The sequence below is a fragment of the Aeromonas sp. 1805 genome (genome assembly GCF_013085525.1).
GTDB lineage: Bacteria > Pseudomonadota > Gammaproteobacteria > Enterobacterales > Aeromonadaceae > Aeromonas > Aeromonas hydrophila.
Genome location: NZ_CP038515.1, coordinates 2,043,438 through 2,067,061, shown reverse-complemented (window position 1 = coordinate 2,067,061; position 23,624 = coordinate 2,043,438). Strand labels below are relative to the sequence as shown.

General features: G+C 60.5%; 17 protein-coding genes, 2 pseudogenes and 1 riboswitch. Of the genes and pseudogenes, 11 read left to right on the top strand and 8 right to left on the bottom strand.

From position 1 onward, the window contains the following. Nucleotides 1-87: 87 nt before the first annotated feature. Nucleotides 88-1,485 carry a PepSY domain-containing protein gene (locus E5E96_RS09850; protein WP_171282052.1) on the top strand — a complete coding sequence of 466 codons (1,398 nt, stop codon included), beginning with the start codon at nucleotides 88-90 and terminating at the stop codon, nucleotides 1,483-1,485. A 79-nt stretch (nucleotides 1,486-1,564) separates the two neighbouring features. Here the strand turns inward: E5E96_RS09850 and E5E96_RS09845 are convergent, their stop codons facing one another. Continuing rightward, nucleotides 1,565-1,780 carry a DUF6500 family protein gene (locus E5E96_RS09845; protein ID WP_171282051.1) on the bottom strand — a complete coding sequence of 72 codons (216 nt, stop codon included), beginning with the start codon at nucleotides 1,778-1,780 and terminating at the stop codon, nucleotides 1,565-1,567. A 106-nt stretch (nucleotides 1,781-1,886) separates the two neighbouring features. Beyond that, entirely contained in the window at nucleotides 1,887-2,792 is a 906-nt protein-coding gene (locus E5E96_RS09840) for a 1,4-dihydroxy-2-naphthoate polyprenyltransferase (RefSeq protein ID WP_026080210.1), read from the bottom strand. A 207-nt stretch (nucleotides 2,793-2,999) separates the two neighbouring features. On the opposite strand from E5E96_RS09840, the gene E5E96_RS09835 reads away from it, so the two are divergent. The 7 genes and pseudogenes from E5E96_RS09835 (at nucleotide 3,000) to E5E96_RS09805 (ending at nucleotide 11,605) form a co-directional block, all read left to right on the top strand. Continuing rightward, complete coding sequence (locus tag E5E96_RS09835) at nucleotides 3,000-4,346, top strand: isochorismate synthase MenF (protein WP_171282050.1); 1,347 nt, start codon at nucleotides 3,000-3,002, stop codon at nucleotides 4,344-4,346. A gap of 34 nt (nucleotides 4,347-4,380) precedes the next feature. Further along, nucleotides 4,381-6,110, top strand: a pseudogene (gene menD, locus E5E96_RS09830) (2-succinyl-5-enolpyruvyl-6-hydroxy-3-cyclohexene-1-carboxylic-acid synthase). Next, on the top strand, nucleotides 6,100-6,870 hold the full coding sequence (gene menH / locus E5E96_RS09825; protein WP_171282049.1) for a 2-succinyl-6-hydroxy-2,4-cyclohexadiene-1-carboxylate synthase: 771 nt from the start codon (nucleotides 6,100-6,102) through the stop codon (nucleotides 6,868-6,870). The pseudogene menD and the gene menH overlap by 11 nt, the downstream one beginning before the upstream one ends. Before the next feature lie 4 nt (nucleotides 6,871-6,874). Continuing rightward, nucleotides 6,875-7,723, top strand: coding sequence for a 1,4-dihydroxy-2-naphthoyl-CoA synthase (gene menB, locus E5E96_RS09820; RefSeq protein ID WP_016349300.1), 849 nt, complete (start codon nucleotides 6,875-6,877; stop codon nucleotides 7,721-7,723). Next, nucleotides 7,723-8,651 (top strand): annotated as a pseudogene (menC, locus tag E5E96_RS09815) (o-succinylbenzoate synthase). Before menB ends, menC begins: the two are co-directional and overlap by 1 nt. 10 nt (nucleotides 8,652-8,661) lie before the next feature. Then, nucleotides 8,662-10,068 (top strand): 2-succinylbenzoate--CoA ligase, encoded by a 1,407-nt coding sequence (locus tag E5E96_RS09810; RefSeq protein ID WP_171282048.1) that lies wholly within the window; start codon nucleotides 8,662-8,664, stop codon nucleotides 10,066-10,068. Nucleotides 10,069-10,369: 301 nt separating this feature from the next. Then, entirely contained in the window at nucleotides 10,370-11,605 is a 1,236-nt protein-coding gene (locus E5E96_RS09805) for a winged helix-turn-helix domain-containing protein (RefSeq protein WP_168755579.1), read from the top strand. A gap of 2 nt (nucleotides 11,606-11,607) precedes the next feature. Here the strand turns inward: E5E96_RS09805 and E5E96_RS09800 are convergent, their stop codons facing one another. The 6 genes from E5E96_RS09800 to E5E96_RS09775 all read right to left on the bottom strand — a co-directional run bounded on the left by E5E96_RS09800 (nucleotide 11,608) and on the right by E5E96_RS09775 (nucleotide 17,559). Next, nucleotides 11,608-12,147: a fimbrial protein gene (locus tag E5E96_RS09800; protein WP_171282047.1), complete on the bottom strand. Its 540-nt coding sequence runs from the start codon at nucleotides 12,145-12,147 to the stop codon at nucleotides 11,608-11,610. Nucleotides 12,148-12,155: 8 nt separating this feature from the next. Next, the gene (locus E5E96_RS09795) at nucleotides 12,156-13,181 is read right to left on the bottom strand and encodes a fimbrial protein (protein WP_045790754.1); all 1,026 of its coding nucleotides are present in this window, start codon (nucleotides 13,179-13,181) and stop codon (nucleotides 12,156-12,158) included. A gap of 2 nt (nucleotides 13,182-13,183) precedes the next feature. Next, nucleotides 13,184-13,915: a molecular chaperone gene (locus tag E5E96_RS09790; RefSeq protein ID WP_101616170.1), complete on the bottom strand. Its 732-nt coding sequence runs from the start codon at nucleotides 13,913-13,915 to the stop codon at nucleotides 13,184-13,186. A gap of 10 nt (nucleotides 13,916-13,925) precedes the next feature. After that, on the bottom strand, nucleotides 13,926-16,460 hold the full coding sequence (locus E5E96_RS09785) for a fimbria/pilus outer membrane usher protein (protein WP_171282046.1): 2,535 nt from the start codon (nucleotides 16,458-16,460) through the stop codon (nucleotides 13,926-13,928). A 67-nt stretch (nucleotides 16,461-16,527) separates the two neighbouring features. Then, nucleotides 16,528-16,917: a hypothetical protein gene (locus tag E5E96_RS09780; RefSeq protein WP_024943668.1), complete on the bottom strand. Its 390-nt coding sequence runs from the start codon at nucleotides 16,915-16,917 to the stop codon at nucleotides 16,528-16,530. A 99-nt stretch (nucleotides 16,918-17,016) separates the two neighbouring features. After that, entirely contained in the window at nucleotides 17,017-17,559 is a 543-nt protein-coding gene (locus tag E5E96_RS09775) for a fimbrial protein (protein ID WP_011704492.1), read from the bottom strand. Nucleotides 17,560-18,634: 1,075 nt separating this feature from the next. Further along, a riboswitch (cyclic di-GMP riboswitch) is annotated at nucleotides 18,635-18,720 on the top strand. A gap of 93 nt (nucleotides 18,721-18,813) precedes the next feature. Here E5E96_RS09775 and E5E96_RS09770 point away from each other — a divergent pair. The 3 genes from E5E96_RS09770 (at nucleotide 18,814) to E5E96_RS09760 (ending at nucleotide 23,581) form a co-directional block, all read left to right on the top strand. After that, nucleotides 18,814-19,137, top strand: coding sequence for a fimbrial protein (locus E5E96_RS09770; RefSeq protein ID WP_171282045.1), 324 nt, complete (start codon nucleotides 18,814-18,816; stop codon nucleotides 19,135-19,137). 504 nt (nucleotides 19,138-19,641) lie between these two features. Further along, a complete protein-coding gene (locus E5E96_RS09765; protein ID WP_171282044.1) occupies nucleotides 19,642-22,389 on the top strand; it encodes a collagenase in 2,748 nt (915 codons plus the stop codon). A gap of 211 nt (nucleotides 22,390-22,600) precedes the next feature. After that, the gene (locus E5E96_RS09760; protein ID WP_171282043.1) at nucleotides 22,601-23,581 is read left to right on the top strand and encodes a vancomycin high temperature exclusion protein; all 981 of its coding nucleotides are present in this window, start codon (nucleotides 22,601-22,603) and stop codon (nucleotides 23,579-23,581) included. Nucleotides 23,582-23,624 lie beyond the last annotated feature (43 nt).

Below are 23,624 nucleotides of genomic sequence, written 5' to 3'. Positions count from 1 at the left end.
GCAGTTAACAAAACGTTGCTGCTATCATCCGCGCCGCCACCAACATTCCACCAACTGAAACGTTAACTCACGGCGCAAGGAACAGAGATGAAAAATCGGGACGCGAACCACTATCAGCGCATCTGGCGCTGGCACTTCTATGCGGGCCTCTTCGTCGCCCCCTTCCTGATCCTGCTCTCGCTGACCGGGATCGTCTATCTGTTCAAGCCTCAGCTCGACAACCTGATGTATCCCGAGCTGATGAAGGTCGCCCCCGTCAGCCAGCCGCTCAGCGCCGATCAGCTGCTGGTCAAGGCGATGGTGACGATGCCGGATGCCAGCCTGAGCAAGTACCTGCCACCGGTCAGCCCGGAGGCCAGCGCCCAGTTCATCGTCCGCCAGGGCGGCAACGAGCTGACCCTGTTCCTCGATCCCGCCAGCGGCGCCCTGCTCGGCACCCTGGACAACAAATGGAATCTGCAGGCGGTGGCCCGCGCCCTGCACGCCGATCTGCTGCTCGGCACCATGGGGGATCGGTTGATCGAGCTGGCCGCCGGCTGGGGAATCGTGCTGCTCATCAGCGGACTCTATCTCTGGTGGCCACGCAAGGGGCCAGGAGTCGGCGGCATCCTGTGGCCACGCTGGAGCCAGCGCGGCCGGCTCTGGTGGCGCGACCTGCACGCCGTGGTCGGTTTCTGGGGCGCCGGTTTCCTGTTGCTGCTGCTCTTGAGCGGCATGACCTGGACCGGTTTCTGGGGCGATCAGTTTGCCGCCGTCTGGAACCGCTTCCCGGCCGCCATGTGGAACGAGGTGCCCAAGTCGGCGCCCCTGGCGCGCAGCCTCAACCATGCCCATCAACAGACAGTCCCCTGGGCGGTCGAGAACACCCCCATCCCCAGCTCGGCCGAGCCCAAGGCCCACGACCACAGCGCCATGGGTCACGGCGGCGAGCACGACGGCATGGTGATGGCGGAGCACCGCATCCCGCTGCAACAGGTGGTGGAGATCGCCGCTGCGCGCCAGGTCACGCCGGGCTACAGCATCACGCCATCGGCCGATGCGAGCGGCGTCTACACCATCGCCATCTCGGCCGATGATCCGCGCAACGATGCCACCCTGCACATCGATCAATACAGTGGCAAGGTATTGGCCGACGTGCGCTGGCAAGACTACGGCCCGGTCGCCAAGACGGTGGAAACCGGCGTCATGCTGCACATGGGCAAGCTCTACGGCTGGCCGCACCAGCTGGCCATGCTGCTCATCTGCCTGCTGGTGTTGCTGAGCTCGGTGAGCGGGCTCTGGATCTGGTGGAGCCGCCGCCCCAGTGGTCGCCTCGCCGCCCCGCCCTTGCCGGCCAGCCTGCCCCCCATGCGCGGCGCCATTGCCCTGCTGATCCTGCTCGGTATCTGCTTCCCGCTGGTGGGCGGCTCCATGCTGGTGATCTGGCTGCTGGACAGCCTGCTCTTCGCCCGCCGTCGGGCACCCCGGCTGGCACGGGTCAGCTAGTCGCCGGCGCCGTGCGCCGCACCAAGCCGCGACTCAAGGAGGGCTCCCACACGGGAGCCCTCCTTGTTTCAGCGCGCCTTTACGCTTGCTCCACCAGCTGGAGGATCTTCCTCGCCTTCTCGAAGTGATCGAGGCGCTGGGTCTGGATCCACCAAGTCGCCGCCTCCATCAGCAACTCGGGATCATCGTTGCGGTTGGTAAAGAACGCATAGAAGGAGACGCCGACCGCCTCCCCCTTCTGCGCGATTTTCTGATGGCACACCTGAATGATTTTCTGTTTGAGCGAGTCGCGCATGGCGGCGTTCCGACCTGATGAGTGATTGGCCGGCCAGCATACCCCAACCAACAAAAAGGGCCCCCGTCCGGGAGCCCTTTTGCCTTGCCGATCACATGGCACCCAGTCAGGAGAGCGCCAGCCCGATGGAGAGCAGCAGGCTGAACAGGAAGGCGCTGATGGCGGTCTTCTTGAGCGCGCCGGTCAGCACCTCGCCATCGAAACTCTGGCGCAGGGTCTTGGCGGCATCGGTGAGCGGCTTCATGGCCGGCAGGAAGATCCAGGGCCAGAAACTGGCGGGCTGGGTCAGCAGGAAGGCGATGGTGGTCAGCAACGCCGCCCCCAGCAGTACCCAGTGGTAGGCGATGGCACGGTTGCGACCGAGCCGCACCGCCAGGGTGATCTTGCCGCTGACCGCGTCGGTCTCGATGTCGCGCACGTTGTTGATGTTGAGCACCGCGGTGGCCAGCAGGCCGCAGGCGGTGGCCGGCAGCAGCAGATCCCACTGCAGGGTCTTGGTGAACAGGTAGTAGGAGCCGAGCACCCCCAGCAGGCCGAAGAACAGGAATACCGAGATGTCGCCGAAGCCGCGATAGCCGTAAGGAGTCTTGCCCACCGTGTAGGTGATGGCGGCGACGATGGCGGCGCCACCGAGCAGCACGAAGGTGAGGATCTGCAGCCACTGATCGCCAAAAGCGCAGCCCAGCAGGGCGAGGCCGCTGACTACTGCGGCCAGCGCGGTCAGCGCCATGGCCACGCACATCTGCCGGCGGGTGATGAGGCCGGAGACCACGGCGCGCTGGGGGCCGATCCGTTCGCCATTGTCCGCCCCGGATACCGCATCCCCATAATCGTTGGCCAGATTGGAGAGGATCTGCAGCAGAATGGCGGTCAGCAGGGAGAGCGCCATGATGGTGCCGTCGAAGGCGCCGCGGCTGGCCGCAAGCCCGGAACCCAGCAAAATGGAGGAGCACGCCAGCGGCAACGTTCGCAAACGCGCCGCCAGCAACCAAATAGATAAGGTATTTGTCATATTGTGATGGCCAAACAATCAGATATTGATCGTGTTAAGGGTTATCGAACCGGATTTCGGTATACTTGGCCCCTCGGGAGGTAGCTCCCCGGGCGATTTACATGGACGAATGGGCAGATAATATATAGGAATAATCGCTCCTTTGGCATAAACCAACGGCATCCTTCTGCAGGATGGACCGTCACTATCGGCTCATAGACGAAATCCATGTTGGCTCAGACCCATATCAAGCAACAACTGGACGCCCTGCGTCACGGCAATGCCAGCGGCTTCGTGCGGCTGCGCGTGGCAATCGAGGTCGGCTCCTTTCTGGGCTGGCTCGCGGCGCAGACCCTCTATCCCCGTATCTATTGGCATGCCAGAGGACACGACCGCCCCGAATACGTGGCGCTGGGCTGCCTGCGCGAGCTGACCGAGCCCCAGGCGATCCGCCAGGTCTGCGAACACACCAGCCAGCCCCATGATGACAGCCCCCGCTACTATGGCGGACTGGCGTTCGACCCCACCCAGCCCGGCTGGCAGGGCTTCGGCCCCTGCCGCTTCGTGCTGCCCCGCATCGAACTGGTGCGCCGTGGCGAGTGCGTCACCCTCTGCCTCAACCTCTGGTTGCCGGAGCAGACCGGCAGCGACGCCTTCGAGGCCGAACTGCAGGCCGCCGCCGCCGCCCTCGACGCCCTTCGGCCGGAGGCCCCTCTGCCGCCGCTGACTCGTCATTCATGGCAGCGGGAAGATTGCCCGAGCCAGCCACAATGGCAGACCCTGGTCGAGCAGGTCACCGCCCCCGACTTCCAGGCCCACACCCCCAAGGTGGTGCTGTCGCGCCAGAGCCGGCTCACCCATGACGATGCGACGCTCACGGCCGACCCGCAGGCCGTCGCCCCCTGGTCGCTGTTGGCCAGCTGGGCACAGCACGGCCAGGACTGCTTTCACTTCGGCTTCCAGTTTTCGCCCGAGCAGAGCTTCATCGCCTGCTCCCCCGAGCGGCTCTATCGGCGTGAACAGCAGCACCTCTTCACCGAGGCGCTGGCGGGCACCATCCGCCGCTCCGGCGACGAGGCAACCGACGCGGCGCTGGCCGCCGAGCTGCTGGCCGACAGCAAGAACCGGCTGGAAAACCGGCTGGTACACGCCGACATCCTCAGCCGGCTGGCGCCGCTCACCACAGATGCCACCCTGACCGAGCCGCGCATTCTCAAACTGCGGCTGCTGCAGCACCTCAAGTGCGACATCGAAGCCGAGCTCAAGCCCGGCGTCTGCGACTGGCAATTGCTGGAGGCGCTGCACCCCACCCCCGCGGTGGGCGGCGCCCCGCGCGAGGCGGCGCTGGCCTTCATCCGCGAGCGCGAGCCCTATGATCGCGGCTGGTATGCCGGCGCCTGCGGCATGCTGAGCCGGGAGACCTCGGAGTTCTCGGTCGCCATCCGCAGCGCCCGCATCACGGCGCAGGCCATCACCCTGTTTGCCGGCGCCGGTATCGTCGCGGGTTCCGAGCCTGTCGCCGAGTGGGCCGAACTCGACAACAAGATCGCCAACGTGCTCTCCCTGCTGGGATAGCGTTTTCTCACCGTTTCCTCACTGCGAGAGCCTCATGTCCGCGCGCCAAGAGTTTGCCAGCCACCATGCCACCTTCAACCACGTCTGGTCTTCCCTCTTGTTGGAGGAGCTCTTTCGCCTCGGCGTGCGCGACATCGCGCTGGCCTCCGGTTCGCGCTCGGCGCCGCTCACCATGGCAGCCGCCGCCCACCCCGGCTTTCGCCGCCATCTGCACTTTGACGAGCGCGGCCTCGGCTTCATGGCGCTGGGGCTGGCCAAGGGCAGCGGCCGTCCGGTCGCGGTGATCATGACCTCGGGCACCGCGGTGGCCAACCTCTGGCCGGCGGTGGCCGAGGCGCAACTCACCGGCGTGCCACTCATCATTCTCTCTGCCGACAGGCCGCCCGAACTCATCGACAACGGCGCCAACCAGGCCATCGTTCAGCAGGGGATCTTCGGCCGCTACCCCGTCTATCAGCAGAACCTGCCGAGCCCCACCGCCACCATTCCGGCCGCCTTCGTGCTGAGCTCGGTGGATCAGGCGCTGGCCCAGCAGGCGCGCACACCGGGGCCGGTGCACTTCAACTGCATGTACCCCGAACCCCTCTATCCGGGCGACGCCTATCTGGACTTCTCCGCCTACCTGGCCCCCTCGGCGACTGGCTCAGCTCGTCAGAGCCCTGGAGCCCCTGGCAACTGGCGCAGGCACCCTGCCCGTGTCAGCCAGACTGGGACGAGCTGCAGGGCAAGCGCGGTCTCATCGTCGCCGGCCGCATTCAGGATCCCGCCCAGGCCAAGGCGGTCGCCGCCCTGGCCGAGCGGCTCGGCTGGCCCCTGCTGGCAGACCTGCAGAGTCAGCTGCGCTTCGATGGCCGCAACCTGGTGCACGCCGATCTCGCCCTGCAACACAGCGGCTTCGTGGCCGAACTGGCCCGCGCCGAGGTGCTGCTGCAATTTGGCGCCCGCCTCATTTCCAAGCGGCTCGGCCAGTTCATCAAGCAGCAGCCCTGGCAGGCATACTGGCTCATCGACCCGCAGCCAGCCCGACTCGACCCGGACTACCGGCTGCGCCGCCGCCTGCTGTGCGAACCCGGCACCTTTGCCGCCGCCCATCCGGTGGCGCACCCGCACCTGCCCTGGCACCGGCTGGCGGAGCGCCAGCAGGCCGTGAGCCAGCAGGTGCACAGCGCCTGCGAGCGTTTCTCCGAGCTCGGGGTGTGCCATCGCCTGAACCAGCTGATCAGAGGCCAGCTGTTTGTCGGCAACAGCATGCCGGCCCGGCTGATGGACATGCTCGGCGAGGCAGGCAAGGGCCCCAGCCGGGTGATGACCAATCGTGGCGCCTCCGGCATCGACGGCCTCATCGCCACCGCCTACGGCTTCGCGCAATCGGTCCAGCCAGGCAGCAATGAGCCCACCACCCTGCTGCTCGGCGATCTCAGCGCCCTGCACGACCTCAACAGCCTGGCGCTGCTTGGCAAATCGAGCCGGCCGCTGGTGGTGATCCTGCTCAACAACGACGGCGGCAGCATCTTTCGCATGCTGCCGGTGCCGACCCAGGACGCGCTGCTGGAGACCTACTACTGCCTGCCCCACGGCCTGCACTTCGAACACGCCGCCGCCATGTTCGGCCTCCACTACCGGGCGCCGGCCACCCTCGCCGACTTTGAACGGGATTACGCCGCCGCGCTGGAAAAGGGGGTAACGCTGATTGAAATCAAGGTCCCCAGCAGCGAAGTCGCCGAGGATCTGAAGGCACTGGGAAGCGCAATCCGTGGCAGCTAGTGCCGACCAGCCGACGCTGGTACTGCTGCACGGCCTGCTCGGCGATGCCAACGACTGGCAACCCGTGCAGGCGGCCCTGGCCGGCCTCCCCAGCCTGGCGCTGGATCTGCCGGGCCACGGCAGCAACCAGGCTGTGCGGGTAGCAGGGTTCGAGCAAGCCCATCGCTGGCTGTGCGACGAGCTGGCCGCGCGCGACATCGATCGCTACCAACTGGCGGGCTATTCGCTGGGGGGGCGACTCGCCCTCTATCACGCCAGCCAGACGCCGGCTGGGTTGCAGGCCCTGCTGCTGGAGAACTGCCACCCCGGCCTGCCACCGGCAGAGCGGCCCGCCCGCCTCGCCCACGATGAGGGCTGGGCCCGGCGCTTCGAGCAGGAGCCCCTGGCGGCCGTGCTGGCCGACTGGTATCGGCAGGGGGTGTTCGCCGATCTGGGCGAGGATGCCCGCGCCCGCCAGATAGCCCGCCGCCTTGGCAACGACGGCAAGGCCGTGGCCGCCATGCTGCGCGCCACCTCCCTGGGGCAGCAACCGGATCTCGGCGACTGGCTGGCGCAAGGTGCGCTGCCGGTCACCTACGTGAGCGGCAAGCGGGATCACAAATTCCATCAGCTGGCTTGCCTCATGGCGAGTCAGCATCGCAAAATCAACCACTTGGAGCTGGATGGCGGCCACAATCTGCATGCCCACCAGCCTGAGACTTTTGCCCGGCTCCTCGCGGAGTGGGCCAACCAACAACAAGAAGAGAAGCGTCATGATTGAAGCAATGACTGAAGCGGAACTCTATGCCCCCGTCGAGTGGCGTGATTGCTCCGCCGGTTACGAGGATATCCTCTATCACAAGTCCGACGATGGCATTGCCAAGATCACCATCAACCGCCCCCAGGTACGCAACGCCTTCCGCCCCCGCACCGTCAAAGAGATGCTGCAGGCGCTGGCCGACGCCCGCTACGACGATCAGGTCGGCACCATCATCCTGACCGGCTTTGGCGAGAAGGCCTTCTGCGCCGGCGGTGACCAGAAGATCCGTGGCGACTACGGTGGCTATCGCGATGACGAGGGGACCCATCACCTCAACGTGCTCGACTTCCAGCGCGACATCCGCACCTGCCCGAAACCGGTCGTTGCCATGGTGGCCGGCTACGCGGTCGGTGGCGGCCACGTGCTGCACATGATGTGCGATCTGACCATCGCCGCCGACAACGCCCAGTTCGGCCAGACCGGTCCGAAAGTGGGCTCCTTCGACGGCGGCTGGGGTGCCTCCTACATGGCGCGCATCGTCGGCCAGAAGAAGGCCCGCGAGATCTGGTTCCTCTGCCGCATGTACGATGCCAAGCAAGCCCTCGACATGGGGCTGGTCAATACCGTCGTGCCGCTGGCTGAGCTGGAGCGTGAAACCGTGCGCTGGTGCCGCGAGATGCTGCAAAACAGCCCGATGGCGCTGCGCTGCCTGAAGGCCGCCCTCAACGCCGACTGCGACGGTCAGGCCGGCTTGCAGGAGCTGGCGGGGAATGCCACCATGCTGTTCTACATGACCGAAGAGGGTCAGGAAGGGCGCAACGCGTTCAACGAGAAACGCCGTCCCGACTTCTCCAAATACAAGCGGAATCCCTGATGACACTCGCTCTCTATCGCTACCAACTGCCTTTTACCCAGCCCCTGACCTTTCACGGCAAGGTGGAGGTGGCGCGAGAGGGCCTGTTGGTCCGCGTTGACGACGGCTGGGGGGAAATCGCCCCCCTGCCCGGCTTCTCCCGCGAGAGCCTGGCCGAGGCGCAAGCCGAAGCCATCGCCTGTCTGGAACTGCTGGCGGCGGGGCAGGAGATCGCCCCGCAGCTCCCTTCGGTGCAATTCGGGCTGGACTGCGCCCGCCGCTGCTGGCCTGCCCAGACCACCCCGCTGCCGGAGCCTTATCCGCTTATTCAGGGCTCCCCCAGGAGCTGCTCAAACACTGGAAGAACTGGCTGCACAAGACCCCCAGCAAGGCCAAGCTGAAAGTGGCCCGTTACCCCATGCGCGACGAGCTGGCGCTGATCCGCCTGCTGTGCGACCGCATCCCTACCCTCAAGCTGGTGCTGGACGCCAACCAGGGCTGGACCCGCGAGGAGGCCTGGGCCTTCTGCGGCCATCTGGATCCAAACCGGATCGAGTACCTGGAAGACCCCTGCGCCGACTTTGCCGACATCGCCTTCGTGGCCAATCGCACCGGCATGCCGGTGGCCATCGACGAGCTGCTGGCCCAGGGCAAGCCGTGGGAGCCCATCCCCCAGCTGCGCGCCCTGGTACTCAAGCCCACCCTGCTCGGCTCCCTGGCCCACTGCGAGGCGCTGGTCGCCCGCGCTCGCGAGCTACGCCTCAAGGTGATCGTCTCCTCCTGCTTCGAATCCGGCCTCGGCCTGAACCAGCTGTTCCATCTGGCGGGTGAATGGGCGCCGGATCAGGCCCCCGGCCTGGATACCAAACGCTGGCTGGCCACCGATCTGCTGGACGCGACCGGCAAACCCGACCTGAGCCTGCTGGAGCCCCTGTTTCACCGTGATTGAAGGGGCCTGCATGCCACCGCTATCTGACCATTACCACCCTCTGCAACCTTGCCCGGTGCGTCACTGGGCGAGGTCCTCCCCGGACCGCATCGCCATTCACGCCGCCGACCCGCTCACCTACCAGCAGCTGGATGCCAGACTCAACGGCCTGTGCCAACAGCTGGGGCAGGCGGGCCTGCAGGCCGGTGATCGCCTCGCCGCCGTGGTGCGCGGCGCCCTGCCCGACCTGTTGCTGGCTTGGGCCTGTGTGCGCAGCGGCATCGTCTTCTGCCCGCTCAACCCTGCCTTTCCATTGACGCGGCAAGCGGAGCTGGCAGCCCTGCTCACCGTCAAGGCCTGCTGGTCGGCAGGCGAGATCCCGGCCGGCAGCTGGCAGCCACTGCGGCTCGACTTCACCCATGAGCTGGTGGCGGACGAGGGCGACTGCATGCTGGATCCTGCCCGGCCCAACAACATGATCCTCACCTCGGGCTCCAGCGGCACGCCCAAGGCCGTGGTACACCGGCTGGCCAATCATCTGGCCTCGGCGCGGGGCTCGGCTACCGTGATCCCACTCGACGCCGAGTGCGGCTGGCTGCTCTCCCTGCCGCTGTTTCATGTCGGCGGTTACGCCATCCTGTTCCGGGTCTTTCTGGCAGGTGCAGCCCTGGTGCTGGACGATCGCAGCCGCCCGCTCAGGGAGCGGCTCGAGCAGCAACCCATCACCCATCTCTCCCTGGTGCCGACCCAGCTCTGGCGACTGCTGGCAGAAGGCTTCGATCCCGCCAGAACCCGGCTGCGCGAGCTGCTGCTCGGCGGCGCCGCCATTCCCCAGCCCCTGGTGAACCGGTTGAGCGCCATGGGGCTGGTGCCCAAGGTGAGCTACGGCCTCTCCGAGATGGGCAGCCAGGTCTGCACCGGTCGACCGTCCACTGCCGGCGTGGTGGGCAAGGCGCTGCCCGGGCGGGAGGTCTGCATCCAGCAGGGGGAGATCTGCGTGCGCGGTGACACCCTGTTTGCCGGCTATTTCAAAGCAGGTGGGCTGGAGCGGCCGCTCGATGAGGCAGGCTGGTTCCACACCCGCGACAAGGGGCATTTCACCGTCGATGGCGAACTGGTGGTGGAGGGGCGGCTCGACAATCTCTTCATCTCCGGGGGTGAGAACATCCAGCCCGAGGCCATAGAGCAGCGACTGGTGGATCACCCCGCCGTGGCGCAGGCGCTGGTGGTGCCGGTGCCAAGCGATGAGTGGGGGCAGAGGCCGGCCGCCTTCATCGACTGGCATGGCGAACCGGTGCCCCCTGCCGAGCTGGCGGCCTGGATCCGGCAGACCCTGCCCGGTTTCATGGTGCCGGACCAGTGGCACCCCTGGCCCGATCTGGGCGGTCACCTCAAGCCGCAGCGCAGGCAATATCAGAATATTCTTAAGGCGCAATAATCACTCCTGCGACAGGACTTGGCATGCAGGAGTCATCCAAATACGCACATTATTCGAAAGAAAATGCTGGCGGTGTCAAAATCCCCCTCACAGCCCCAAGTAAGTGAGAACGATTACATAAATGGCTATTTTTTTGCACGTTTTTTGAACTGAATTAATTACCTGTAGTACCATATCCGCCATCATGCATTTCAATGGAAAGGTAACCGTTTGATAGTTAAAGATATTGTCAATTTTGCATTATTTGAACAAAGACTGCATGGTGGTAAAATGCTCTCCTTGGCAGTAAGGCGAGTCACACATGAGTAACAAAAATTATAAAATTGCAGAGGAGATATTTTTCTCCGCGGCAATATTCCGACTCTCTAAGGGAGAAAAGGACATCAAGCTCAGCAACAAAGAAGCCGAGCTGCTCGAAATGCTGTGTGATGAGGCAGGCAGTGTCATTCCAAGAAGCAAACTGCAAGATGCCTTGTGGCCAAACCAGGACAATACCGATACCAACCTAAACCGGCAGATCCTCTCATTGAGAAGAAAGCTGGAATCATTCGGTTTGATGGATGCGATCGATACTATTCCACGCGTGGGATATATCTTTTGTGCCCCTATTGAGGCCGCTGGAGAGACCGAAGAAGCTGCACCAAATGAAGAAGCTCAAGCGGCGAATCCTTCTCATGCACCTCAGGCCAGACGGCAATATACTCGCCGCAAATATGACCGCTATTTCAGCCCAAAGCGTATTCTGCTGTTTGCTCTACTGCTGGTATCACTGACTTCGCTGGCTATCGTCATCTATAACTATGCGACGGCAAATACGCTGCGTACCATCAATCTCAGCCAGATTTCCCTCTATATGACCAGCGAGACGGAAAAAGCGCTGAATGTGAAAATCGATTCGCTGACACCCTTGATACAGCGTATTTCACGCAAGGCGGATGAACAGGTTTCCATTCTGGTCGGTAAAGAAGCCATCAGCTATTTTTCCATCGACAATAACAGCAGGAAATTATCGGAGAATATCTTTCTGCTGCGCAGCGGTCATCCAGTGGCGGAAGAAGTACAATGTGTGATCACCACCATGACCCAGCAGGGAGACAATGTTTCCCACAACTATTACAACAATCCAGATACCACAGTCCGATATCACAGCAATTGCCAGGCGCCGGATAACTGGGTGGAGATGACCAGAAAGAGTAAATTCATTGTCACCATGAACAGGGAAATAGTGGTGGCAACCGTGATCGCCACCGACAATCAGGGCAAAACACTGTTCAATCTGGATTCCGTCGGGGATCTGGAGCGGGATGATGGCGACATTTCGGTCGAGGTGAAAAATACCATCGTCAATTTCATTGATCAGCAAGCGCTGACCAGCAATGGCATGGTAGCAACCCTGGTAGCGGCGTTGACGCCACCCAAACAAACGGCACAATTTGTTCAGTTGCCGGGCGGCATTTACCTCTCCAATTATCTTGGTGGCGTCATCACCTGGCCCAGCCTCGGCAATTCAAAGGTCATCCAGCGCAATGACCTCTGAGTTTATTCATAAGCAACGATGAAGTTGGCAACGGCAGAATAGTCACCGGGCTGGATGTTCTTGGCCGCCAGCGCGTCCGGGTGCCCTTCCACCCGGGCAAAGAATTGCAGCTCATTGTCTGCGCTGCCGCCCAGCAAATAACCGCGGGAAGGGGTGCCCAGATCCAGGGGTGTCTGGGTCACGTCATACAAGCGGATGCCGGCGCCCTTGGCAATGCCCGCGGTAAAGGCCAGCCCGCCGCTGAGCTGGGTATCCTTCGAGCCAGTAAAGGTCACCTTGGCCATGCGGAAAATCCCCGGCTTGCAGTTGGTCAGACGGATAGAGAAAGGCACCTGCTCCCCGGCCCCATTGGCATAGAGTTGCTTCACATCGACCACTCCCATCTCGACCTCCTGCTCAAGGGATTCGGGGGCGACCACACAGGGCTGGTCAATGATCCGACCATGGAGATTGAGCTCTCCACCAAGAAGTTCAAGGTCATCAGCCGCTGCATTGACCCACAGCGGGAAAATCAGCAACCCCAAACAGCCTAAGCGCAACATATCGACTCCTACTGGAATGACGCAACAATGGTACCGGTTGCATAGAAATCACCGGCAGCGACTTCAGCACCGGCGGGACTTATCGGGGCGGCAATAAACCCCCAATCACCGATATTTCCCTGCATGGATACTGGATACCAGTCATTCAGATTCAGTGTCGAGCCATCCAGCTGTTTGAATTTGATGCCAAGATTATTGATAACATCACCACCTTTATATCCATCTCGAGTGGTTCTGAGATAACTCTGGTTAAATGATGTGGGTTTACCAGAAATGGCGAGGTTTATTTTCAATGGCTTATCCTTATCAAATTCCCCACCACTGCACACGAAGTTAAGTGGTACTGTTTTTTCAAAATTGTTGCCATCCAACCCGGTGCCAGGCAAATCACCGAATTCGACCTCAATCGTCTGCCCTCCATTGATAGTGCACTTTTCTGGCACATACAGCACGGAGGATTTGATGACGATCCTGGACATGACTTCATTATTGAAACCGACATCTGTTTTACCCAGACGTCCAAACATTTCGACTATTTCATGGTCAGCAATGTGCACACCATTGATAATGGGCTTGCGAACGCGGAATGTTACCTTTCCCTTGCTACCACTGCGAAAGCCGAAGGTTGCAGAACCATTTCGTTTACGGCACGTGAACTGCCCTCTGTTGGACTCCTCATTGAAAGGGGCATTCACATATTCCTTGCGATTCCCTTCAATCCAGATATCAACCTTGAGATCGAGAAACTCATTTAATTTAACGTACCCACCACCAACACTGGGCAGTCCGGCACTCATGACCGCCTTGTAATAAAATGGCTGGTTAATAATATCTTGATCAGGACATATGGCCGTACCATTATATGTTCCGGCCAGATCCCAACCAAACTCCTTCAGAGCCCCCGTCTGGTTGGCAATATCTTCCTTGGTCAGCTCAATGTCATAGGTCTTGGTATCGGCCCTGACTTCACCGTTAATAGCCAGCGCCGGCATGGACAAGAACATGATACCAAGTACACCCGTACGCAATATCATCTTCATTTCTCCTTCACTGCTTTACAGGCATTGTCTGTGCACTGGTATTTGATATCCATATATCCGCCGTAGTCATTGACGTAGCTGATCACAAATTCATTGCCCAGTGCTTCCGGGATGGTGACCGTCTGCTCTGACTTGGGGGCAACCATAAAGGCCGAAAAGCCCTTCATCGCGGTTCTCCCTTTGCCCTGCGGATGGCCGAGGCCCACGTAGGTGATGTAGTAAGGAGTCGGGTTGTTGACCTTGAGGGCCTTGCCCTGCTTGGTGATCAGCACCTGATCCTGCCAGATGGCACCGCGCTCGGGCAGGATGGCCTCGGGGCGGTAGAACAGCTTGATCTTGGACTGCACGGCAATCTGCATCACGTTGCTCTTCTCGCTCTTGGGCGGGATCTCGCGCAGATTGAAGTAGTAGATGGACTCGCGATCCTTGGGCAGGCTATCGATGGCCGGCACGCTGGCGATCCGCACGATGGACTTCTGGTTGGCGTCCACTCGCTGTACCGGTGGCAGTACCGCGAAGGGAGATGCGATCTTCTGGCCCTGGGCATCTTCAATCCAGGACTGCGCCAGGTAGGGCAGCTTCTGGTTCTCGTTCTTGATGTTGAGGCTGATGGACTTGGCACCGCCCGGATAGACGACACGAGTACGGTCCAGCACGATGGCAGCGCTGACGTTGAGCGAGGTCATGCCCAGCACGGCCAGACAGGTATAAGAGAGCAGCTTTTTCATCGGTATCCCATTACTTGCAAGTGAGAGTCTTCATCGACAGATCGGTTACTTGTTGCGGTGCCACTATCTTGCACTGGCGGGCGCCGCCCCAGGAGAGTTCAAACGCTTCATTCGGTTTCACCCCGGTCAGATAGACCAGGCCATCTTCATCCACCACCGAGAGCACCCGGCCAGAATCCTTGACGACGGTGGCGCCAAACGGCGGCACTGAGCCATCGGGCAGTTTGACGTTGGCCAGCAGCTTGAATCCTTCGGCCATTTCGAAGGCATTATACCCAATTGCGCCCTCGGTCAGGGTCCCCTGCTTGATGGCGTTCATCGCATCGATGTCATCGCTCAGCTGATCCACATCCACCCGGGTGTCGCTCTTGCGATAGTCGGTCATGTCGCTGATCACCGCGACGCCAAAGCGGTTGGTCACGGCGCGGCCGTTGTTGAAGGAGACGCCGGAGGTCTTGTCGGTATCCACCATCATGCGGGTACCGCCACGGCGGGTCGCCTGGTGCAGGGCCGCACCGTGCTGGGTCGCCGTCAGACCGCCACGCAGGCTGGCGCCGACCGAGGTGTATTCGCTCTGCACGCTGTAGGCATTGAGGCTGACCGCCCCGATGTCGCTGTTGTGGTTGTAGTAACCCCGCGCCACGGCGTGACCGTTGCTCTGCACGCCCGCCCCCAGCTGATAGGTATCGTCTGGCCGGCTGTAATCCTGATAGGTGGCCAGATGGGTGATCTTGCCATTGGAGGACTGCACGCTGTATCCCGCGCTCTTTCTGTCCCCGATCGGCATGCTCAGGGTCAGCATGACGCTCTTGTCATCCTCGTAGTTCTCGGTCTTGGTCTTGTAGGCCGACACATAGACGGAGACATCCTTGAAGCTGCCGATATTCACGTTCTTGTTGATGGTGAGGCCGTAGCGATCCTCGGCATCGTGCTCCCAATAAGTTCTGTGGGTGTAGTCCAGATAGACTGTCAGCGCCTTGGCCGCATCCTCCGCCCAGAAGGTCTTGTTGGCGGTGATGGTGTAGAGCTCCTTGTCACCCCAGGTGTTGTAGTCATCGCTCGAGGTCGTCTCGTTCTTCTCCAGCCGCTCCTTGTTGCTCAGGAACTGCGACATGGTCATGAAGTTGTGCTGGGAGAAGCGATAACCGGCGAAGGTGATCGAGCTGTTGTATTCATCAAACTGCTTGGCGTAGTTCACCCGCACCGACTGGCCAATCTTGGTCGACAGGCCCGGCAGCTTGGCAATGGACTGGGTCAGGTCGGCCGAGATGGCGCCGAAGGCATAGAGATCGCGACCGATACCCAGCCCCATGGAGTTGTATTCACCCGCAACCAGGCTACCACCGTACAGCGACCAGGAGTTGGCCACCCCCCAGGAGAAATCTCCGGTCACAAAGGCCGGACCGTGCACATCATGAACCGAATCAGTCTGTTCGGAAGGGGCACCGACCGCCAGGTTGTATCGGACGTAGCCGGGGCGAGTCAGATAGGGGACGGTCGCGGTGTCGACCTGGAACGAGTTGACGCTGCCATCCTGCTCCTCCACCCGTACGTCGAGGCGGCCGCGTACCGAGCTGTCCAGCCCCTGGATGCGAAACGGACCGGCCGGCACGTTGGTCTCATAGAGGATGCGGCCGGACTGGGAGATGGTGACCTTGGCGTTGGTCTTGGCGATCCCGCTCACTTCCGGCGCATAGCCCTGCAGGCTCGGCGGCAGCATGCGCTCGTCATTGGCCAGGTTGACGCCGGTATAGCGGAAGCCGTCGATCAGTTGGGAGTTGAGCTGCTGCTCGCCCACCGTCAGCTTGGCGGCCATGTGTGGCAGCGGACGATAGGCATAGATGCGGTTCAGCTCGGAAGTGGTGCGCTCGTTGTCACCCCAGTAGGCATTGGCCTGGTAGTCGCCCCGCAGGCGCCAGGCGCCATAGTTGAACCCCAGGGTACCGTAGCTGCTGATGTTGCGGTTGGAGTAACCATCCCCTTCGTTGACCTGGGCGTTGATGTTGTAATCCAGCATCATCCCCGGGATCCCTTCATCCCACTGTTCGGGCGGAATCCAGTTGGGATCGCTGTACTTCATCCACGCCTGCGGCACGGCGATGCGCAGCAAGCCGTTACCTATGTCGTTCGCGATCACCACGCCGTCCAGCGCCAGCAGGTTGGCACACTGGCCATCGTGCCAGGTATCGATCTTGGCGATGGCCTCGTCGGTCAGCGCCAGCTTGGGGATCACCTCTTGCGGCAGGCAGGCCACCCCACCCTTTCCCTTGCCGGTATCGGTCTCGTAGAAAGGGATCTTCTGCAGGGGCAGCTTGTTCTTGTTGACCTCGATCTCGAGGTAGTAGTCGCCGGGCAGGATGTAACCTTCGTCGGCAAACTGGGAGAGGTCGATCTTGGTCCGTTCGTCCAGATCGAGCGCATCAATATTAAACTCCGTTTCTGCCCATGCGTGATTTGCCACCGCCATCAGGCCGGGCACGCATAGCATGAAAACCATTTTTGAATAATGTTTTTTTCTCACAGAGTCTGATGTTGAAACGCTCATATTTTCACTCTAGGAATTGCATAACGGTCTCACGTAATGAGGTATCTACACTAAGCAATTGGCTTGCTTACATATAATTGAGTTCAAACAGCGTCGTACTATCCGGAAAAAACAGCTGACTGCTGGTGAGCCCCAAATTGAATTCCAGATCACTGTTGACGATATCCGAAACAATAAAGCGTTCGCCGGATACCTTGTGATATTGGCCGTTGTTGAGAATGCCCAGCTCATCGCTCATGGCACCGCGCACGGACATGGAAATAAAAGGCAGTGATGCCTCCGTCGCCCCTTCAACCTGACAGCCGCTGATTTTCAGCGTGCCCGGTTGCCGAGCCTGCAGCGGAATGCTGCGCAGCACCTCCAGCGTACAGCCCGACTCGGCCAGTCCATCCGTGAGTTCATTGGCGTGGACTGATCCCGCCATCATCACCAGCTGCAGCACCATGGCTGCCATCATTGAAGTTTTCATGATCAAGGTTCGATGTGAGGAGACAGAATGTGTGAGGTTGTGGTGGCTCGCACCACCACAACCCTGATCACACGTTAAGGCACTCTATTACTCGTAGGAGAGAGTAAAGTTGGTCACTGCAGTGAAAGCGCCGGCTTTCAGCGGGTTGGCGGTCTGATCGGCATAACCTTTCAGCACGGCGCTGAAGGGCAGCTCGTTGTCACCGTTGACCAGGCCGAAGGCGGCAGTCGGAGTACCCAGTACGATCGGGGCACCACCCGGAGCGGTCATCTTGATACCGGCACCCGCGGCGTCACCACCACCGATAACCAGCAGGCTGGAATCTACCGGGTCTTTGGCACCGCTGAAGGTTACCTTGACGGCATCTTCCTTGTCGGAGATTTCACAGTTCAGCAGCTTGATGCTGAACGGCTTGGAGTTGGACTCGCCACCGCTGGCCAGCTCTTTGGTGCTGATCTGACCCATTTCAACTACCTGGTCAACAGACTCAGGAGCAACGGAGCAAGGAGCGTTGATGATTTCACCATTGAAGGTGACTTTGCCTGAACCAGCGCCACCGGCAGCAACAGCGGAGCCGCACAGCAACATGGAACCAACACCCATAGCAACCAGAATCTTGTTAGCTTTCATTCGTTTATACCTACATTAACGTGTGTTGTACTGCATCACTCCAATCATGCTGGAGTCACGATCTTCAGTGATGCCGCGATATACTGCACAGCAACTGCTGGTGCTCAACCTCTCATTAAGCCGGTGAGGGGTCATGCCAATAATCAGCTGTGCCTTTTAAGGTCTATTTAAATAAGCAAAAGCAGCACACCGCATCAGGGGCAGTTCCCGCTACACCTCAACTGCACAACTACATACATCCTTGTCGTCTGTGCAGAAAGCCGTGTTCCGCTTTTGCTTGATGGACAAATTAACGACTCATATAATGCACATCAAATACATTTTGATTTTTATAAATTCAGTTATAAACACATATAAAACAATAAGTTAAAATCAAACAGGAACATTGACGAACGCCATGAAATAAATAACACTCATATAGCAAACACCCATTGCATAATTTTAAATCGGATATTTTTAATCACTTAACAACCATTAACAAAAACACAACAAAATAATATTTGAGAAGTATTTTAGGTGATTCTAAAAATACCCATAAAGCAATAGTCGAAACGGCTCACTCATATAGCCAGGTAATCAGGTAATCAGGTAATCAGGTAATCAGGTAATCAGGTAATCAGGTAATCAGGTAATCAGGTAATCAGGTAATCAGGTAATCAGGTAATCAGGTAATCAGGTAATCAGGTAATCAGGTAATCAGGTAATCAGGTAATCAGGTAATCAGGTAATCAGGTAATCAGGTAATCAGGTAATCAGGTAATCAGGTAATCAGGTAATCAGGTAATCATTTTAACCAATTAGACTTGGGGGAAAGCTGATATATCTGCTCTTGCCACCATCCAGTGTGGCCTTGATTTTAATTCACCGGATGCCAGTCATGTATGTTCACCACAGAATAAGGCTTCGTCGAAAACCAGTAACCAATAGTGATGAACAAGATTGGATATATACCGTCTAATATGGGCCAGACAATATATTTCCTGTCACGGTCATATATAAAATTTTATTTGTGACTGATATCCCACACTTTTTTATGGCGATTGATTTCTCAAAGTGGGGTGTTATCATCTAAACATAGAGTAAAGGGCAAACCGGTCGAAAGGTCGGGACGCAAAGCCACCGGTCTAAGGGTTCATAACCTAAGACAGCGGAGCTGCCATCTGAGAAGAGCGATGTCATCAGTTGTATCTGTGTCATTCTCTTTGATTGCGTTGCCCTTTTCGTACAACGACATGTGACGAAAAGGACATAAAAATGAACACTTCCACCGCTTCCGTTCGCAACAGCGCCATCCGTTTCGCTTCTTCTGCCGCCGCAGCCATGCTGCTGGGTGCTGCCTTGCTGCCTACCACTGCCTCCGCCGCCGACGGCACCATCACCTTCACCGGTACCATCTACGAAGCTCCCTGCGATTTTGCCGACAACAGCGTGACCTGCTATTCCGGCACTCAGCGCCAGACCATGGATCTGGCCAGCCTGCAGCAAGCCGGCAGCCTCAATACCATCAGCAGCACCATGCAGTACAAGCTGTCTGCTGGCAGCAGCAACATGGCCATCGTCACCGTCAGCTACCTCTGATCGGGTCGTTCCTGCCATCTGCCCGAGGTTGTTCATTACCTCGGGCGGATCTGCTCGCCTTTTAAAGAATGAGCCTCCACAGCCTCCCCTAGGCTGGCATCGCTAATCACTGCTCTCTATCCACCAATCCCCCTCCCGTTTTCCTCGGTTGCCATGCCGACTGCCGCCCGGCGGCTTTTCACTACGATACTCACTGCGACACTCGGCTTTCTACGCAGGCAGATCAGCACTTTTCCTGCTTGATCCCCAGCTTGCTACTGTCGCATTCCCGCTTGGCAAAAGAACCTCAAACGAGACATTGATCACAGTTGCCGGCCTCAGACTGAGATCCCCCCCAGATGGCAGATGAGTCCTTGCTATCAACCAGGCCCCCTATGGGACTCACTTTGTTTTGATTTAATCTAAATAAATGATTTATATGGCCTGATTGGTGGGTTGATATCCCTTTGGGGCTGACTAGATTGCACGCGTCAATCACGCAGACAATCAAGCAAAGGGATAAAAATGAACAATCTGGGTACCAGGTTGCTGCTGCTGGCAGCACCGGGCCTGTTTGCCACTTCGGCGCTGGCCAACTACTCCCCCTCCGACTGGCAACAGTATCAACTCAAAGGTGAATCCAGCCGTCAGCTGGGGGATCGTCTCACCGAAGTGACCTACGAGCTGAGCGCCCGCAGCGGCGACGCCCCCTATCAGCAGCTGAGGGTGTATCGCCGCTTCGACTGGAGCGATGCCAACCTGGCCGCGCTGGCAGAACAGCACTGCGGCGAACCGCAGCTCAAGATCGAGCAGGGCTGGCAGATCCGCTACCTCAGCTGTGAAGAGGTGGTGCCGGCCGGCAAGGCCGTTCCGGCCAGCAGCTATGACTTTGGCTACGGCATGAAGCAGGGCCGCTGGGAGCCGCTGGCAGGTACCCCGACCGCGCCGCGTCAGGATCGTCTGCCGCTGGCGGAGCGGGTCATCCTGGGTCACAGCGAACAGGAACTGGATCGCTGCGAGCTCAACGCAGAAGGTCGCTGCGCCGAGCAGGCATGGCAGTACCAGCCGCAAAACTGGCAGCAGTTGAAGGTGCTGGAAGAGACCCCCAATGAACGGGATGGCCGCCTCGAGCAGATCTTCTTCCGCCTGCAGCCCATCGCGGGCAGCCAGGCCGCCCGTCAGGTGAGCGAGTTGCACGTCTGGCGCCAGTACACCTGGTTGCTGGAACAGGCCAAGACCCAGCAGGAGTGCGATGAACCCCAGACCCGTCAGGAAGGGGACAAGACCATCAGCTACCGGGTGTGCCGTCAGACCCTGCCCGCCGGCAGCGAAGTGCAGGTGGTTTTGAAGGACACCGGCTATCAATACCCGGTGGGAGGCAGTGAATGGCAGACCCTGCCGGAAACAGCCGAGTGGCAGGAGAGCCGGGTGCTCAACCGCCCCATCGTGCTGGCCAGCAAGGAAGAGCAGCTCGACTGTCGCCGTGCCGACGGCCGCGCCTGTTCCGAGCCGGATCTGCCGGGCACCGAACTGCTGGACGCCGAAGCGGCCAAGATAGTGCAGGATGCCAGTGGCCAGCCCGCACCGGTCTGGCAGGAGAACTATGGTCACGATGACACCAAGCTGCTGGCCGTGTCGCGCGGCATCCAGAGCCTGCTGGCGGCCAATCAGCCGGCCCATCCGGCCATGAAGCTGCTGCTGGAATACGTGCGTGCCCACAACTACCACAACTACGGCAAGCACAAGGAAGACGGCCCGGCCGCCGCCGAGGCGCTGGCCGAGGCATTGACCGCGCTGGGCGCCCATCCGCTGCTCTTCCCGGAGCAGGCCAGCGACGAGGTAGGTGCCGTCATGGGTGCCTGGAGCATCGCCCTGCACGGTCAGTTCAAGAGCCCGGCAGTGCAGAGCCGCTTTGGCACCCTGCTCGGCGAGTTCAACCAGATGCTGGCCTACAGCACCCGCCATGCCAGCGAGATCAACGGCCAGCACGCCTGGGCGACCGGTCTGTTCGATCTGCTCAACTTCCTCGACTTCGCCAGCGACTACAGCGATCCCTTCGCCAACGACTTCCGCCAGCAGGATGGCGAGCTGCGCAAGCAGCTGCACGCCCTCGGCATGAGCGAACTCGCGTTGTGGAAGGGACGGGATGGCGCCGATCTGTTCCTGCTCAACAACGTGCTGGATGCCTACACCCGCCTCTATCGGGTCGCCCGCTATACCCGCCCGGACGAGCTCGACGGCTACCGCAAGCTACTGGATGACTCCGTTATCGCACTGGTTCGCCACCACGACCTGATCCCCGGTGGCCAGCAGAGCCAGGATCTGCTGGAAGACATGTCGCTGACCCTCTCCACCTACTACCTGACCTACACGGATCGCACCAGCGAAGCCTGCATCAGCGGTGACTTCGCCGGCCTCTGCACCCCTGTCCGGGCGGAGGACGTGCTGCCGTTCGAGCACACCTGCTCGCCGACCCTGCGCCTGCGGGCCCAGGATCTGACCATGGATCAGGCCGAGGGGATCTGCCGTGAACTGGGTGCCGAAGAGCAGCAGTTCCACCAGCAGATGGAGACCGGCTGGCAGCCGGTGGCGGATGATCACAACGAGGCGCTGGAACTGGTGGTCTTCAACTCCTCCGCCGACTGGAAACGCTACGGCAGTGCCCTGTTCGGCGGCGTCTCCACCGACAACGGCGGCATCTACCTCGAAGGGGATCCGGCTCGCCCCGGCAACCAGGCCCGCTTCTTCGCCTACGAGGCGGAGTGGAAGCGCCCAGCGTTCCAGGTATGGAACCTGCGCCACGAGTACGTCCACTACCTGGACGGCCGCTTCAACCAGTACGGCAGCTTCGGCCACTACCCGCTCAACCGCACCACCTGGTGGTCGGAAGGGCTGGCAGAGTTCATCGCCCACGGCCAGTGCTTCGCCCGCGGTCTGGACAACGTCGCCGGCCGCCCTGCCAGTGATCGTCCGGCCCTGGCCGACATCCTGCACCTGGATTACGACAAGGGCGGCGAGATGGTCTACTCCTGGTCCTACACGGTGCACCGCTTCCTGAACGAAACCGGTCGCGGCGCCAGCTGGCTCGCCATGGCCCAGGCCCTGCGTAACCCGGATCAGCAGCAGGCCATGAGTGCCTTCGAAGCCGAGTTGGACCAGCTGATTGCCAATGACAGCGAGGCCTACCAGCAGTGGCTCGGCCGCGAGCTGCTGCCCTGGTGGGAAGCCAACAAGGACTCCGACGAGTGCAAGGCCAACGACTCCTCCCACTGAGGACGAGACGGCTATGACAAGGGGCGGCCATGGCCGCCCCTGCTTATGAATGATTTTAATCGGCTCAGGATCAAGCAGTTAGCCGCCCCCTCCCTGCGACAACCTCTGCCCGAGTGACGTCTTCGGCGGTCATCAAGCCTGACGTACGGCGGCAACTTGTAATAGAATGACCCTCTGTCACCTCTTACTTCAGACCCGAACCGCACCGCGCATGAAGAAGTTTGCCAAGATCCTGCTCGCCTGCCTCTGCCTGTTGCTGGCCTCCGTCGCCACACTGCTGGGCTACAGCGAGTGGACCGTCTCGGACGCCCGTCACTACACCTACGACGACGTCAATGCGGTGCCCTACAACCGGGTCGCCCTGGTGCTCGGCACCTCCAAGTACCTGATTGGCGGCAGCCCGAACCACTACTTCAAGTACCGGATCAAGGCCGCCGCCGAGCTCTACAACAACGGCAAGGTGGACTACATCCTGGTCTCCGGCGACAACGCCACCGTGCAGTACAACGAGCCGCGCCAGATGCGGCGGGCTCTGATCCAGGCCGGCATCCCGGCCAACGCCATCTACAGCGACTACGCCGGCTTTCGGACTCTGGACTCCATCGTGCGAGCCAAGGAGGTGTTCGGTCAGGCCCACTTCACCGTGGTCTCGCAGGCCTTTCACAACGAGCGCGCCATCTTCATCGCCCGCCATTTCGGCATCGAGGCGGTCGGCTTCAACGCCGTGGACCCCAGTGCCTATCAGGGCATCAAGACCCGGGTACGCGAGGTGTTTGCCCGCCTGATGGGGCTGCTCGACCTCTACGTGCTGGACAAGGGTCCCAAGTTCCTCGGCGAGCCCATCGTCATCGGCGGCCCGGTCCCCTGCCAGGCGTTGAGCACCATAGGGGCGAGCCAGCCCTGCCTGCCCATTGCACCGCCCCCTCATAAGCCGAAGGCCAAGCCGGCAGCGGCAGTGAGCGCTGCAACCGCCACCAGTGCGGCGGCGGCAACCAGCGGTGCCCCGGCCACCAGCGCAGCTGCACCGAGCGAGTCAACGCCCGTGGATAACCCGGCTGCCGCCAGTGCGGCAACACCAACCAGCAGTGCCCAGACCACCAGCGCAGCCATGCCGAGCGAAGCTACGCCCGTGGATAATCCGGCTGCCGCCAGTGCGGCGCTGCCAACCAGCAGCGCGCTGACCCCTCAATAGCAGAGACCCGCCAACAGGCGGGTCTCTTTCATTGGGCTCGGTA

Bases quoted from the DNA above. Each gene is read 5' to 3' on its own strand.
- E5E96_RS09850 (WP_171282052.1), top strand. From the start codon at position 88: ATGAAAAATCGGGACGCGAACCACTATCAGCGCATCTGGCGCTGGCAC.
- E5E96_RS09845 (WP_171282051.1), bottom strand. From the start codon at position 1,780: ATGCGCGACTCGCTCAAACAGAAAATCATTCAGGTGTGCCATCAGAAA.
- E5E96_RS09840 (WP_026080210.1), bottom strand. From the start codon at position 2,792: ATGACAAATACCTTATCTATTTGGTTGCTGGCGGCGCGTTTGCGAACG.
- E5E96_RS09835 (WP_171282050.1), top strand. From the start codon at position 3,000: ATGTTGGCTCAGACCCATATCAAGCAACAACTGGACGCCCTGCGTCAC.
- menB (WP_016349300.1), top strand. From the start codon at position 6,875: ATGACTGAAGCGGAACTCTATGCCCCCGTCGAGTGGCGTGATTGCTCC.
- E5E96_RS09810 (WP_171282048.1), top strand. From the start codon at position 8,662: ATGCCACCGCTATCTGACCATTACCACCCTCTGCAACCTTGCCCGGTG.
- E5E96_RS09805 (WP_168755579.1), top strand. From the start codon at position 10,370: ATGAGTAACAAAAATTATAAAATTGCAGAGGAGATATTTTTCTCCGCG.
- E5E96_RS09800 (WP_171282047.1), bottom strand. From the start codon at position 12,147: ATGTTGCGCTTAGGCTGTTTGGGGTTGCTGATTTTCCCGCTGTGGGTC.
- E5E96_RS09795 (WP_045790754.1), bottom strand. From the start codon at position 13,181: ATGATATTGCGTACGGGTGTACTTGGTATCATGTTCTTGTCCATGCCG.
- E5E96_RS09790 (WP_101616170.1), bottom strand. From the start codon at position 13,915: ATGAAAAAGCTGCTCTCTTATACCTGTCTGGCCGTGCTGGGCATGACC.
- E5E96_RS09785 (WP_171282046.1), bottom strand. From the start codon at position 16,460: ATGAGCGTTTCAACATCAGACTCTGTGAGAAAAAAACATTATTCAAAA.
- E5E96_RS09780 (WP_024943668.1), bottom strand. From the start codon at position 16,917: ATGATGGCAGCCATGGTGCTGCAGCTGGTGATGATGGCGGGATCAGTC.
- E5E96_RS09775 (WP_011704492.1), bottom strand. From the start codon at position 17,559: ATGAAAGCTAACAAGATTCTGGTTGCTATGGGTGTTGGTTCCATGTTG.
- E5E96_RS09770 (WP_171282045.1), top strand. From the start codon at position 18,814: ATGAACACTTCCACCGCTTCCGTTCGCAACAGCGCCATCCGTTTCGCT.
- E5E96_RS09765 (WP_171282044.1), top strand. From the start codon at position 19,642: ATGAACAATCTGGGTACCAGGTTGCTGCTGCTGGCAGCACCGGGCCTG.
- E5E96_RS09760 (WP_171282043.1), top strand. From the start codon at position 22,601: ATGAAGAAGTTTGCCAAGATCCTGCTCGCCTGCCTCTGCCTGTTGCTG.